Genomic DNA, 13831 nt, shown 5'->3' on the forward strand with positions numbered 1-13831 from the left:
GGACAGGGTACAGCCGGCTATTTCGCCGACAATTCCATTACAGCCATATTCAGCTTCAGCACATTGACCCGTTCCTCGCCGAATAATCCGAGATCGCGGCCTGTGGTATATTTCTTCACTAATGCTTCCAGTTTATCCTTCGAAATTCCTGTCAGCTTGCTGATTCTGGGAATCTGTACGCTGGCGGAAGCCGGGGTAATATCCGGGTCCAGCCCCGAGCCTGAATTCGTAACGAGATCAACCGGCAGTTGATTCACAGGAACATCAGGGTTATCCTGCTTCCACTGGGCGATGGAATCGCGTGTGCGCTGCAGCATATCAGGATTCGATGGCCCATAGTTGTTCGAGCCCGAAGCCTCAGCCTTGTATTCAATGCTGGATACCCGCCCGTGGAACAACGCCGGATTGGTAAAGTTCTGTCCGATGAGTCCAGAGCCAACCACCTGGCCCTCGCTGTTCTTCAGCAGGCTGCCGTTCGCCTGGGAAGGCATGAGCACCTGGGCAATGGCCGTGGAAGCCAGCGGATATACAATTCCGCAGAGTACAATGAACACTACGCTCAGCCTAACGATACTTATCCAATAAGAACCTTGTGGCACCGGCTCCTGTTCAACTGGTTCTGCATTGATAGTTGCCATTTCTTACTTCATCCTCTCTCACCCTTAGGTATATCTCTCAGATCCAAATACTGACCAGCAGATCAATCAGCTTAATGCCCGCGAACGGAACCAGAATTCCTCCCAGCCCATAGATAAATATATTCCGGCGGAGCAGCTTGGTAGAGCTCATTGGCTTATACGATACGCCCTTCATCGCCAGCGGAATAAGCAGCGGGATGATGATGGCGTTGAAGATCAGCGCCGAGATAATCGCCGAGCTTGGCGATCCCAGCCCCATTACGTTCAGCACCTTCATCTCCGGAATAGCGAGCGTGAACATTGCGGGAATGATGGCGAAGTATTTGGCAATATCATTCGCGATGCTGAAGGTTGTCAAGGCGCCACGCGTCATCAGGAGCTGCTTGCCAATCGCCACAACCTCAATGATCTTGGACGGGTCAGAGTCCAGATCGACCATATTGGCCGCTTCCTTGGCGGCCGATGTGCCGCTGTTCATCGCAAGACCCACATCCGCCTGCGCCAGTGCGGGCGCATCATTCGTGCCGTCGCCTGTCATAGCTACCAGCTTGCCTTCGGCCTGCTCACGGCGGATAACCTCGATTTTATTCTCAGGTGTACTTTCGGCAATAAATCCGTCCACCCCGGCTTCGGCAGCAATTGTTGCGGCAGTAAGCGGGTTGTCTCCGGTACACATAATGGTCTTGATGCCCATTTTGCGCAGCTCATCGAAGCGTTCCTTCATCCCCGGCTTAACGGTGTCCTTCAAATAAATAAGCCCGTAAATCCGGTTGTCTACTGCCACGGCAAGCGGGGTCCCCCCTTTACCGGCGATCTCGTTGGAGCATTTATCCAGGTTGTCCGGGATCAGCCCTCCCTGCGAAGATACCCAGCGCTTGATGGAGTCTACAGCCCCTTTGCGCACCATGCGGCCATCGTTCAAGTCCAGCCCGCTCATCCGCGTTTCGGCGCGAAATTCAATGAACTGTCCTTCCAGTGCGGAATCGTAGCGGTGTCCTTGCTTTTTGACAAGTTCAATGACGGAACGGCCTTCAGGCGTTTCATCCTTCAGGGAACTGATCGCCGCCCACACGGCCAGTTCTTCTGCGCTTTCCTTGCCCACAGGAACAAATTCGCTCGCCATCCGGTTGCCGTAGGTGATTGTGCCTGTTTTATCGAGGATCATCGTATTGATGTCACCAGCGGCCTCAACCGCTTTTCCTGACATGGCGAGCACATTGAATTGAGTCACCCTGTCCATGCCCGCGATACCGATGGCTGACAGCAGACCGCCGATTGTCGTAGGGATCAGGCAGACCAGCAGCGCGATGAGAACCGGGATTTCCAGCTCGACATTCAGATAAGCGGCAATCGGACGCAGCGTGACCACCACAATCAGAAAGATAATCGTCAAGCTGATTAAAAGCGTGCTCAGCGCAATTTCATTCGGCGTCTTCTGCCGTTTGGCCCCTTCAACGAGAGAGATCATCCGGTCGAGGAAGGATTCACCGGGGTCACTCGTAATCCGCACTTTAATTTCATCACTAACAACTCTTGTGCCGCCTGTGACCGAGTTGAAATCTCCGCCCGCTTCTTTAATAACGGGAGCCGATTCCCCGGTAATCGCTGATTCATCTACGGAAGCCAGTCCTTCAATGACCTCGCCGTCGCCGGGAATCAATTCACCCTGGCTGACGACAACAACATCACCCTTGCGCAGCTCGGAAGAGGCAACTGTCTTGATGGCCCCGCCTATCAGCTTATTCGCGGAAATGTCCTGTTTCGTTTTCTTGAGCGTATCGGCCTGTGCTTTCCCCCGGCCTTCCGCCAGTGCTTCCGCGAAGTTGGCGAATAGGACGGTAAACAGCAGGATAAAGAACACCGTAATATTGAAGCCTATGGAATCCTCGGCATTGAAATACTCAGGCGCAAGGACCATCAGCAGCACAATAAAGGTTCCGATCTCAACAACGAACATGACCGGGTTTTTCATTAAGGTCACCGGGTTCAGCTTCATGAAGCTGTCCTTGACCGCACTTTGCAGGATAGGACCTGTCAGCAGCTTTTTTCTTGGTACAGTACTCATTGTGTTCTCCCTCTTCCTAACGTAAGGTCAAATATTCGGCAATCGGACCGAGGACAACAACCGGCAGAAAGGTCAGCGCGCCGATGATCAGCACCGTACCAATCAGAATACCGGTAAACAAGCCGTTGTCTGTGCGGAAGGTGCCAATCGTTTCAGGAACCGGCTTCTTGCGGATCATGGAGCCGGCAACCGCGAGCATCGCAATTATGGAGACATACCGTCCCAGCAGCATGACGATCCCGGTGGTGATATTCCAGAACGATGTATTGTCCGCCAGCCCTTCAAAACCCGAGCCGTTATTGGCGGCAGAGGAGGTATATTCATATAACACCTGAGTCAACCCGTGAAAGCCCGGATTAGTAATCGCGCCTTTACCCAGCTCAGTCAGGAAGGCTCCGGCAGTCGGGGCCAGAATAATCAAGGGATGAATCAGAATGGCGATTGCAATCAGCTTCATTTCCCGCGCTTCAATCTTCCGTCCGAGGAACTCCGGCGTTCTGCCCACCATAAGCCCGCAGAGGAAGACTCCCAGGATAGCATACATCAGCATGTTGACCAGACCGACGCCCTTGCCTCCGAACACGTTGTTCAGCATCATCAGGGCCAGCGGGGTAACGCCGCCGAGCGGGGTGAGGGTGTCATGCATATTGTTAACAGAGCCGGTTGTCGCCGCAGTTGTCACTGTGGTGAACAAGGCCGTCTGCGGGATGCCGAAGCGGACCTCCTTGCCTTCCATACTGCCCTGCGAAGCATTAATACCCATTGCATTAATTGCCGGGTTCCCCTGGGTTTCCGCATAATAGTTCAGTCCCAGCAGCAGCACGAACAAGGTCATCATGGCGCTGAAGATCATCCAGCCCTGGCGTTTATTTTTGGCGAACAGTCCGTACATATAAGGCAAGGCTGCCGGCAGCGTCCACATTGACAGGATTTCAATGATGTTGGTCAGCGGCGACGGATTCTCGAAAGGATGCGCAGAGTTCGCCCCGAAAAATCCGCCGCCGTTCGTTCCCAGATGCTTGATGGATTCGAGTGAGGCTACAGGTCCGATTGCGATCTGTTGTGTTGCTCCTTCCAGCGTTGTTACCTGAAGAGTAGGCTTCAAAGTCTGCGGAACCTGCAGCGCCACAAGCACCAGTGTAACCAGTAGCGCAAGCGGGAGGAATATACGGGTGATCGACTTCACGAAGTCTTCGAAGAAGTTCCCCACAGACCCTCTACCGGTAATCCCTCTCACAAAAGCTACGGCAACAGAAAACCCGCTCGCTGCCGAAGTGAACATCATCATGGTGATGACCGCCATTTGCGAGAAATACGAAAGGCCGGTTTCACCGCTGTAATGCTGCAAATTGGTGTTGGTCATGAAGCTGATTACTGTATTGAACGTAAGTGTCTGCTCCATCCTGCCGGTTCCATTCGGATTAATCGGCAATGCGCCTTGCAGGCGAAGGAACAAATAGCTGAAGGCGACCAGTACGATGTTGGTTGCCAGAAAGCTGACGGCATACCGTTTCCAGGACATTCTCTTGCGGTTGTTCAGACCGCTTAGCTTGAAGATCCCGCGCTCGAAGCCGCCGAAGACGCGGTCTGTCCGGTTCGGTTCATTTGAGAATACATGATATAAATAAGTTCCTACTGGCTTAACCAGCAGCAGCAGTATGGCAATGACAGCAATGATTTGCACTATACCCACGGATGCTCCTCCTTAAATGTATAAGCTGACTTAGAATTTCTCCGGATGAATCAAGGCATATACCAAATACAGAAACAATAACAAGGTTGCTATGATGACCACCGTCATTGCCCGGCTCCTCCTTTATCATCAACAACCTGCCCACACCACAGTACAAATGTGTACAATAAAACGAATAACCCGGCCAAAGCCGCCACCATATACACATCCAGCATCGTCTTTGCCACTCCTCTCTCTACCTTTTTCTGCTTTTCAATTCTTTTATTCTTCCGGTTTAGCGTAACATTTCTCCCATTAGTTCAGGGTTAGAGTTTTCATGGGCGGATAAAGATTGCATTAAGATACGCTAGATACATCGTTATAGATCAGCTTTTTCACCCTTGCGGGAGATTTCCTGTACAAATTCTTCAGCAGCTTTACTGACGTTCTCATCCTCATAGCTATCAGTGCTATGCAAATCGCAATAGTCGAATATTTTTTTAATGCTATACAGCAGCACCAGCATGAGCGATACCAGACCGGTATTTTTCAAAATTTCATTCATACAAAAGACTCCTTCTCTCTTATTCTTGGTTACGGATATAGCGTATCACTCCCGCCATTAGTTCAGGGTTAGGGTTTCTATGCGCGGATAAAGATTGCATAAAGACCTGGAAATTGAAACAGCGACAGCCAAGGACGAAGAAAATAAGTCCTGGACTGCCGCTGTTTTATTTTCTAATGAACCTGCGGACTAGCACGAATTCTTCATCTGATGACTTATACTGCAGTCAAGATAATCGGCTGATCCTTTGTAATAATAATGGTGTGCTCATGCTGTGCTACAAAGCTGTTGTCCGGTACACATAACGTCCATCCGTCCCCTTGCTCATCGGCATACCTTGCACCTGTAGATAAAAAGGGCTCGATTGTAATGACCATCCCCTCTTTCAATCTCCGTTTATCGTGCTTGTTATACACCGGCAGAATCTCGCTTGGGAACTCATGCAGCGACCTCCCGACACCGTGGCTGCATAGATTCTCAATGACCGTATAGCCGCCTTTTTCAGCCTCACTTTCAATGATCCTTCCGATTTCGTTCACTTTCACGCCAGCTTTAAGCGAAGAGATTACTTTCATCATCGTGTCGTGTGTGTATTGGCACAGACGCACTAATGATGGCTCATATGGAGCTATCGGAAAAGAATGTCCCGAGTCCGCATAATAGCCTCCGAGTTCTGCCGAAACATCAATGTTAACTAAATCGCCCGGTTGAATGATCCGGTTTCCCGGTATTCCGTGGGCAATTTCATGATTAACACTAATGCAGGTGTTGCCGGGAAAATTGTAGGTTGCTTGAGGTGCTGGCACAGCCCCATATCTTTTCAGAAACTCTCCGCCAATTTCATCTAATTCCCTGGTTGTAATTCCGGCGCGTGTGTGACTTTTCATTTCATTTATCGTCATTGCAACGATTCTGCCAATTTCCTTCAAGCCATCAATATCATCTTGTGATCCTATTGTCATACAAGCTCCTCCATATTTCAGATTGATTGATTACACCTGAAGCATCCGGTACCCGACGCCAATATGCGTCTGGATGAACTTTGGCTGCGAAGGTGCTTTTTCTATTTTTTTCCTTAAGGTTGCCATAAAAACGCGCAGCGCTGGGATGTCATAGGTATGCGTGCCCCAGATTTCATGCAGGATATAATTATGCGTCAACACCTTGCCTACATTCTTGGCAAGCAGGCATAACAGCTTATACTCAATCGGTGTCAGATGAATCTCCTCGGCATCCAGCCATACGCAGCCTGCCGCATAATCAATTTTCAGGCTGTCATTGGTGAATATGGAGGCATCCTTCTGCAGCTTATCCGTGTCATTACGGATGCGCCGTAAGCTTACCCTTAACCTGGCAAGCAGCTCCTCTACGCTGAAGGGTTTGGTCAGATAATCGTCCGCACCTGCATCCAGCGCATCAATTTTATCCCGGTCCTCACTGCGTGCGCTGACTACAATAATTGGAATATTCGACCATGAGCGGACTTTGGTAATGATATCCACGCCGTCCATATCGGGCAGCCCCAGATCCAGAATCATAATGTCCGGCTGCCTGGACGCTGCCTCCAGAATCGAAGACGCCCCCGTTTCAGCCGTGTGATATTTATAGCCCTGTGTTTCCAGGGTGGTAGTAATCAGCTTGCGGATCGGTTTGTCATCCTCTACAACAAGGATCAAAGGCTTATTCATGCACACTCACCTCTTCAGCCTGCAGGGTAAAGCGGAATACTGTACCTTGCGGGAAATTATCATGCACCTCAATAGTGCCGCCGTGGGCAATAATGATGGATTTGCACAAAGCAAGCCCAAGACCTAAGCCCCTCCGGCCATCTCCACGGATATTATCAGCCGTATAGAACATTTCGAACAGTTTCGCCTTGGCCTCATCGGAGACACCGGGTCCGTCATCGGCCGCCAGCACAACGACCATATCCTCTTCACGCCGCGCCGAGACTGTGATATGCGAGCCAAATTGCGTATATTTTATTGCGTTGTCCACAATGTTGATGAGCACCTGAACAATAAGCCGGGAGTCCATTTTTGCCATGATCAGCTCGTCATTCACCACAGATTTGATATGATGGTCCTTACTGTCGCGGTGGATGTGAAGCAGCGCTTCCGCAATGACCTCCTCCAGCAGCTCCGGCTGTAGATTCAGATTTAAAGTGCCGTTATCAATGCGGGTTATCGAAAGCAGATTCTCAACCAGATTATTGAGCCACATGGACTCATCATAAATATCCGTGTACAGCCCCTGCTTCTGCTCCTCGCTCAGCACTTTGGAGTTTCCGATAAGAATTCCTGCGTTGCCGGAGATGCTGGTCAGCGGGGTGCGCAAATCATGGGAAATGCCCCGAAGCAGGTTGGCGCGAAGCTGCTCCTGTTGAATCTGCATGGATATAGCTTTTTGCTTCTCGTTCAGGTGCTCCTTCTCCAGCGCCAGCGCACATTCGCCAAGCATGGCAAACATGAGGCTTTTCTCAAAAATCCCCAAAGGATCTTCCTGCTCCATAACAATAGCCGCGACCGCAAAAACAGAATCGCCTCCCCGTACCGCGTGGTACAGGCAACTGGCGGCTGAGAAGGTGTCCGTTGTCGCTCCGGCGCGCTTATTGTTCTTGTATACCCAGTCTGCAACCGCGCGCTCATTATCTCCGGTGTAGCTCTGCGGATCAACAGCCGATTCTTCTTTGGCATAGATGAGCGGCTCAGCCAAGGAATTGTCCCCAACCGGATAAAAAATTACCGTTCTATCTAGCAGCTTCACCATTTGATGCGCCGTTTCGTTGATGATTGCGGGTGTGTCTTTCGCCTGCTGCAGCTTACGGCTTGTTTCTAAAAGCACCTCTGTGCGGTAGGCCTTTTGTGCGGATTGACGGGCCTGTTCTTTTACACGCATAGTCAGCGTACTTGAGATGAAGGAAGCTGACAGCATAACCAAAAAGGTAACCGGATATCCCGGATCATAGGCGTTCAATGAATAGTAAGGCTCGGTAAAAAAATAATTGAACACAAGCACGCTCAGCACCGAAGTTATCGCGCTATATATCCTGCCTTTGGTAATAATAGCACTCAGCAGAACCCCCAGAATATACACCGTGATGATATTCGCTTCCCGAAAACCCAGAAATTGAAACCAAAGTCCGATCAAGGTGCAGCCAGCCAATATTCCCACGGTGTTGACTGTGTCCACTAATGAGAAATTGGGGGATTTTCTATACTGGGGGAACCATTTGTAGAAAGATGGCTGAGTGTCAGGGATGATATAAATATCAACATTGGGCGAAGAGGCCGTCAGCCGATCCACGACATTGGGTTTGGCAAACCATCTTTTTTTGTTGTTATGTGAACGTCCCATGACGATTTTCGATACACGGCTGGTTCTCGCGTACTCGGCAATCTGCCCCGGGATGTCCTCCCCGTACACCGTTGCTATCTGTGCCCCAAGCTGCTCGGCCAGCCTGAGGTTCGCCCTCAGCTCCGTTTTTTTTTTTGGGGTCAGATGCCTGTTCTCCGGTGTTTCCACATAAAGTGCTGTGAAATTCCCGTGGAACGCATCGGCCATTCTCGCAGCAGTGCGGATCACCTTTTTGTTGGTTGCAGCCGAAGACAGGCACACTAATATATGGTCTTTCGTAGAGTACTCGTTATTGTGCTCCTCTGTGCTGATTTGCAGCGCGATCCGGTTCAACTGCTTCGCCGTGTAGCGCAGCGTGATCTCACGCAGGGCGATCAGTTTTTCTGTGCTGAACAAATGGGCATGCCCGTTCTGAGACCGTTCATCCTTATAAATCTTGCCTTTGTTCAAGCGCTCTATCAGATCCTCAGGTTCAATATCAACCAGCTCAATCTGCTCGGCGCTTTCGAATACGCTGTCAGGAATGCGTTCATGCACAAAGCTGCCGGTAATGGCGGCGACAACATCATTCAAGCTTTCTATGTGCTGAACATTAACAGTGGTATATACGTGAATTCCCGCCCGGAGAAGCTCCTCAATATCCTGATATCTTTTTCTGTGCCGGCAGCCGGCAGCATTGGAATGGGCAAGATCGTCCAACAGGATCAGCTCCGGGCTTCGGCGAATGGCGTGATCCAGATCAAATTCTTGGATAACAGCACCGTTAAGGGGGATTTCCAGTGGCGGCATCAGCTCCAGCCCCTTTGTAAGAACTGCCGTTTCCGGCCTTTCATGGGACTCTATAAACCCTGCGACCACATCGCTCCCGTTCTTTTGCTCCTCCTGTGCGGCATTCAGCATGGCGCAGGTTTTGCCGACACCCGCCGCATAGCCGAAAAATATTTTAAGCCTTCCGCTTTTTTTCTCCGCCGGTTTGTCCGAAGTCCGATGAAGCAGGGATATCCCCCCCCTTTCTGAGTTTTAGCGCTAGTATATCACGGGAAAAATCAGCATAGTGTTACAACTTTGGCCGCAGCATTAAGATCGCATTAAGATGGCACTAAGACAGGAATTATCTTGCCATATCCCTTCTGCGTCTAATACTATAAAATCTCATTGCCCTTATGATCGCTTGCAGCCCATCTCGCATTCAATCTCCTCTCAAGTACGTATCCGCTCCACTCATTATAAGCCAACCCCCGGAAAAAAATCATCCCGGGGGTTGGCTTAAGGCTACGTTATGGAAGCTCTATTGAATAATGGATGAAATGAAACTTGCCATCTCGCTGCTGGTCTCATTCAGACGTTCAATGACATCGCTGAACTCGGTGACAAGCTCGGCCTGTTCGTGAGAGGAAGCGGCAATGGCTTCAATCTCCTTCTCCATCATTTGGATGGAACGCTGAACTCGGCTTAGCGATTCTTCAATCGACTTGGTCGCTTCCTTCGTATTGACTGACAGCTTGCGGACCTCTGTTGCCACTACACCGAAGCCTGCTCCCTGCTCTCCGACACGGGCCGCCTCAATAGCTGCATTCAGGCCAAGCAAGTTCGTCTGCTCGGAAATCTCACGGATGAAGCCGGCCACTTTACTTACCTGCGCGGACTCCTCTACTGTCTTACGTGAATTCTCCAGAATTTGTGCCGTGGTAGCTGACAGCTCTTCAGACTGGGCAGCCACGTTCTGGACCATATCGACCAATTGGCCGCTGATCAGGTTGATGCTCTCGGTTAATTGCTCCATCTTGTCTTCATTCTCCAAGGTATAGGCAATCGCAAATGCGCCGATAACTTCCCCTTCTTCACCCACAATCGGCACTGCGGAGGAAATCACGGTGGAGCCATATAACTCGGGCGACAGGCGATTTGTCGTTGCGCGTCCGGCAAGGGCATTCCTGAGCGACGGATCATCCGGCGGAACGGGACTTCCTTTGGTCAGCCCGAAGTCGAGCACCTTGCTGGGCGCGTAATAATGAAAGATCTCCTTATCGGTAATTCCGACCATAATATCTTGGGAATGAATCTGTTTAATAAAAGGTGCGGCCAATACTAATGCAGTCAAGTTATTCATGAGGCATCTCCTAAATGTGAATATTTATAATTATTATCGTCACATTTTAAATATTATTTAGAGGAAAATTATTAGAGGCTTGATTTTAATATCACAATATCGTAATATTGCGATATAGTGATTCAGTGAAAACGAAATGAGGTGTTACGCTCTATGGATAATAATTTTAAAACCTATAACGAAACGGCTGAGCTCTTAAAGGTTCTGGCTCATCCCGTGCGGTTATGCATCGTTAAAGGCCTGCTGAGAAAAGGAAGCTGCAACGTAAGTTTTATGCAGGAATGCCTGGAGCTTCCGCAATCCACAGTTTCCCAGCATCTTCAGAAGCTAAGAGCCGCAGGCATCGTTGAGACCGAACGAAATGGCCTTGAGGTGAATTATTCGGTCAAGAATGAGAAAGTCAGACAGCTCATTCAATTATTCTTGGGAGGAACAGAGGATCATGAGTAAAAAAGTACTGATTGTGGGTGGAGTTGCAGGAGGTGCTTCCGCCGCCGCCCGTCTGCGCAGATTGGATGAAGAGGCGCAGATTGTGATGTTTGAGCGTGATCCTTATATTTCTTTTGCCAACTGTGGTCTGCCCTACTATATAGGGGGTTCCATCCAAGACCGTTCCAAGCTGCTCGTTCAAACTCCTGAGGCGATGCATCAACGTTTTAACATTGATGTGCGGATTCAGAGCGAAGTCCTCTCGATTGATGCTGAGAACAAGACGGTCCGTGTTCAGAGCAAGGACAAAGGCGTGTACGAGGAAAGCTATGATGCGCTTATTCTATCCCCGGGTGCCAAGCCGGTCCGCCCTGCTCTGCCGGGTATTGAAAGCTCCAGAATTCACACGCTGCGGAATATACCTGATACGGACCGGATCAAAGCCAAGATTACTGAGGAGGCGACACGTTCGGTTGTTGTGATCGGAGGCGGCTTTATCGGGGTGGAAATGGCGGAGAATCTCAGAGATGCGGGTCTTGAAGTCACGCTGATCGAAGCAGGTCCGCAGATCATGGCTCCCTTCGATGCGGAAATGGCTTCAGTGCTGGCCAAGGAGCTTGAGGATCACGGGGTGAACCTTATTCTCTCTGATCTGGTGCAAGGCTTCGCAGACAAAGGAACCCAAATTGAGGTTAGTCTATCGAGCGGCGCTACGGTTCAGAGTGATATGGTTCTGATGGCTATCGGGGTATCGCCGGACACCTCCTTCCTGAAGGACAGCGGGTTGGCGTTTGGTCCCCGCGGGCACATCCTCGTCAATGAACGCATGGAGACCCATCTGGAAAATGTGTTTGCAGTTGGCGATGCGGTGGAAGTTGTAGATTTCGTCAATGGCAGCAAAACCGCTATTCCACTGGCCGGCCCGGCGAACAAACAAGGACGGATTGCTGCGGACAATGTATGCGGACTGGGAACAACCTACAAAGGCTCACAAGGAACATCTATCATTAAAGTGTTCGGTCTGACTGGAGCTGCTACCGGCAACAACGAAAAAACGCTGCAGCGGCTGAATATCCCCTATCATGTCATCCATGTTCACCCTAATTCCCATGCCTCCTATTATCCGGGCGCTACTCCCTTATCCCTGAAGCTGCTCTTCGATAAACAAGGCACGGTGCTCGGGGCCCAGGCTGTCGGCTATGACGGCGTGGATAAGCGGATTGATGACATTGCAACGGTGATCCGCTTCAGGGGCACAGTTACAGATTTGACTGAACTGGAGCTGGCTTACGCCCCGCCCTATTCGTCCGCGAAGGACCCTGTCAATATGGCGGGTTATACCGCGGAGAACGTATTGTCAGGGTTGACCGAGGTTTTTGTTCCGGCAGACCTCAAGCAGCGCGATAGGAATAATACCCTTCTGGTGGATGTGCGCTCGGAGCTGGAGCATGCGAATGGACATATTGAAGGCTCCATTAACATTCCCGTGGACGATCTGCGTGAACGTCTGGCCGAGCTTGATCCAAGCAAGGAGATCTGGGTGTACTGCCAGGTCGGCTTGCGGGGTTATACGGCATCCCGAATTCTGAAACAGCATGGCTTGCGGGTGAAGAACCTGACCGGCGGCTATAAAACATATCTGATGAGTCATCCTGTTCCCCCCAAAAAAGATAATCTGACCGCCCCGCCTGCGCCATCTGAACCGGCTAAAGAACCGTCTGGTTCTCATTCGGAATTAACACCCGATGATGTTCTGGACGCTTGCGGATTGTGCTGCCCGGGACCGCTCATTCAGGTAAGACATAGCATGGACCGTTTGCAGGACGGACAGGTCTTGAGGGTAACCGCCTCCGATCCCGGTTTCTTCGAAGATATTAAGGCTTGGGCGCAAATGTCCGGCAACCGGCTGATGAAGCTGACCAAGCTGACCAAGCTGCCGGGTGGCATGATCGAAGCTTACTTATGCAAAGGCATCCCCGAGGAGGATAAGCCGGCAACCTCCCCAGTGACTCAGGCTCATAGCGGCAGCACGATGGTTGTTTTCAGCGGGGATCTGGACAAGGCGATTGCCTCATTCATCATTGCGAACGGAGCCGCCTCCAGCGGCAAGAAAGTAACGATGTTCTTCACCTTCTGGGGACTGAATATTATCCGCAAGCATGAGAAGGTAGCCGTGGACAAGAACCTCATGGGTAAAATGTTCGGTGCGATGATGCCCCGGGGCAGCCGGAAGCTGAAGCTGTCCAATATGCACATGCTGGGCATGGGCTCTCAGATGATCCGTTCACTGATGAAGAGCAAGAACGTTTTATCATTGGAGGCATTAATCCAATCAGCTATCGACCAGGGTGTTGAGATTGTCGCCTGCCAAATGTCCATGGATCTTATGGGAATCAGCCATGAAGAGCTTATTGACGGCGTTGGCCTCGGAGGCGTAGGTTATTATCTCGGTCAAGCCGAGCATTCCGGCCATAATTTATTTATCTAAGATGAGGTGCCCCACAAGCCGGTAAAACGGCTCTGGGGCATTTTTTATGGGATCAGCTATCGTGAAATAAGTACTAAGTACAGCATCAGTTCTAAATCTGTGCTCAGGACGGAGCCTTTGTGGCTTGGGGGGAGAAGAATTCTTCGTATCCATCCTCCTGATCATTCCGGACCGTAAAGCCCTTATTTTCCGAAAGGGGTACATTTAGCCGAGCTAACAGACCGTAAAGCGCTTATTGCCTCTTCGACAGGGATCATTGGGGTGAATGTCCGCACATAAGGGCGCTGGAGTCCATTAATTTGCGGAGAAATGACTTCCAGTAGAAATAAGAGCGGCTCAGTCCGTACAAACGGGCAGACTCTTCCGATCAGTGATGGCTCTCCCTTTAATTGAGGAGTGAAACCAACATGATTTCTATGCTGTTGATCATTAATGGATTATACCCGAATTGCCCCGCGCTACAGCCGTAAGCGGCCTCCACCCCGAACCCTTCACTTTCAAAAAGCA

11 protein-coding genes are annotated in these 13831 nt (G+C 50.5%); 2 read left to right on the forward strand and 9 right to left on the reverse strand.

Annotated elements, in window-relative coordinates; translation table 11 throughout:
• Positions 1-17 precede the first annotated feature (17 nt).
• The 9 genes from kdpC to B212_RS0112100 form a co-directional block, all read right to left on the reverse strand.
• Positions 18-638 carry a potassium-transporting ATPase subunit KdpC gene (gene kdpC / locus B212_RS0112060; RefSeq protein WP_019911037.1) on the reverse strand — a complete coding sequence of 207 codons (621 nt, stop codon included), beginning with the start codon at positions 636-638 and terminating at the stop codon, positions 18-20.
• Positions 639-675: 37 nt separating this feature from the next.
• Positions 676-2703 (reverse strand): potassium-transporting ATPase subunit KdpB, encoded by a 2028-nt coding sequence (kdpB, locus tag B212_RS0112065; RefSeq protein ID WP_019911038.1) that lies wholly within the window; start codon positions 2701-2703, stop codon positions 676-678.
• A gap of 16 nt (positions 2704-2719) precedes the next feature.
• Positions 2720-4396: a potassium-transporting ATPase subunit KdpA gene (gene kdpA, locus B212_RS0112070; protein WP_019911039.1), complete on the reverse strand. Its 1677-nt coding sequence runs from the start codon at positions 4394-4396 to the stop codon at positions 2720-2722.
• Between the two features lie 30 nt (positions 4397-4426).
• Positions 4427-4504, reverse strand: coding sequence for a K(+)-transporting ATPase subunit F (gene kdpF, locus B212_RS35935; RefSeq protein ID WP_084673406.1), 78 nt, complete (start codon positions 4502-4504; stop codon positions 4427-4429).
• Between the two features lie 250 nt (positions 4505-4754).
• Positions 4755-4940 carry a hypothetical protein gene (locus B212_RS31335; RefSeq protein WP_019911041.1) on the reverse strand — a complete coding sequence of 62 codons (186 nt, stop codon included), beginning with the start codon at positions 4938-4940 and terminating at the stop codon, positions 4755-4757.
• Between the two features lie 215 nt (positions 4941-5155).
• Positions 5156-5902: a type I methionyl aminopeptidase gene (map, locus tag B212_RS0112085; RefSeq protein WP_019911044.1), complete on the reverse strand. Its 747-nt coding sequence runs from the start codon at positions 5900-5902 to the stop codon at positions 5156-5158.
• Positions 5903-5932: 30 nt separating this feature from the next.
• The gene (locus B212_RS0112090; RefSeq protein ID WP_019911045.1) at positions 5933-6628 is read right to left on the reverse strand and encodes a response regulator; all 696 of its coding nucleotides are present in this window, start codon (positions 6626-6628) and stop codon (positions 5933-5935) included.
• Positions 6621-9299: a sensor histidine kinase gene (locus B212_RS0112095; protein WP_051128169.1), complete on the reverse strand. Its 2679-nt coding sequence runs from the start codon at positions 9297-9299 to the stop codon at positions 6621-6623. Before B212_RS0112095 ends, B212_RS0112090 begins: the two co-directional genes overlap by 8 nt.
• A 286-nt stretch (positions 9300-9585) precedes the next feature.
• Positions 9586-10407, reverse strand: a complete 822-nt coding sequence (locus B212_RS0112100; protein ID WP_019911047.1) for a methyl-accepting chemotaxis protein — start codon at positions 10405-10407, stop codon at positions 9586-9588.
• A 153-nt stretch (positions 10408-10560) separates the two neighbouring features.
• Here B212_RS0112100 and B212_RS0112105 point away from each other — a divergent pair, with 153 nt between their 5' ends.
• Positions 10561-10857: an ArsR/SmtB family transcription factor gene (locus B212_RS0112105; RefSeq protein WP_019911050.1), complete on the forward strand. Its 297-nt coding sequence runs from the start codon at positions 10561-10563 to the stop codon at positions 10855-10857.
• Entirely contained in the window at positions 10850-13324 is a 2475-nt protein-coding gene (locus B212_RS0112110; protein WP_019911051.1) for an FAD-dependent oxidoreductase, read from the forward strand. The genes B212_RS0112105 and B212_RS0112110 overlap by 8 nt, the downstream gene beginning before the upstream one ends.
• Positions 13325-13831 lie beyond the last annotated feature (507 nt).

The organism is Paenibacillus sp. HW567 (assembly GCF_000374185.1).
Lineage (GTDB): Bacteria > Bacillota > Bacilli > Paenibacillales > Paenibacillaceae > Paenibacillus_AQ.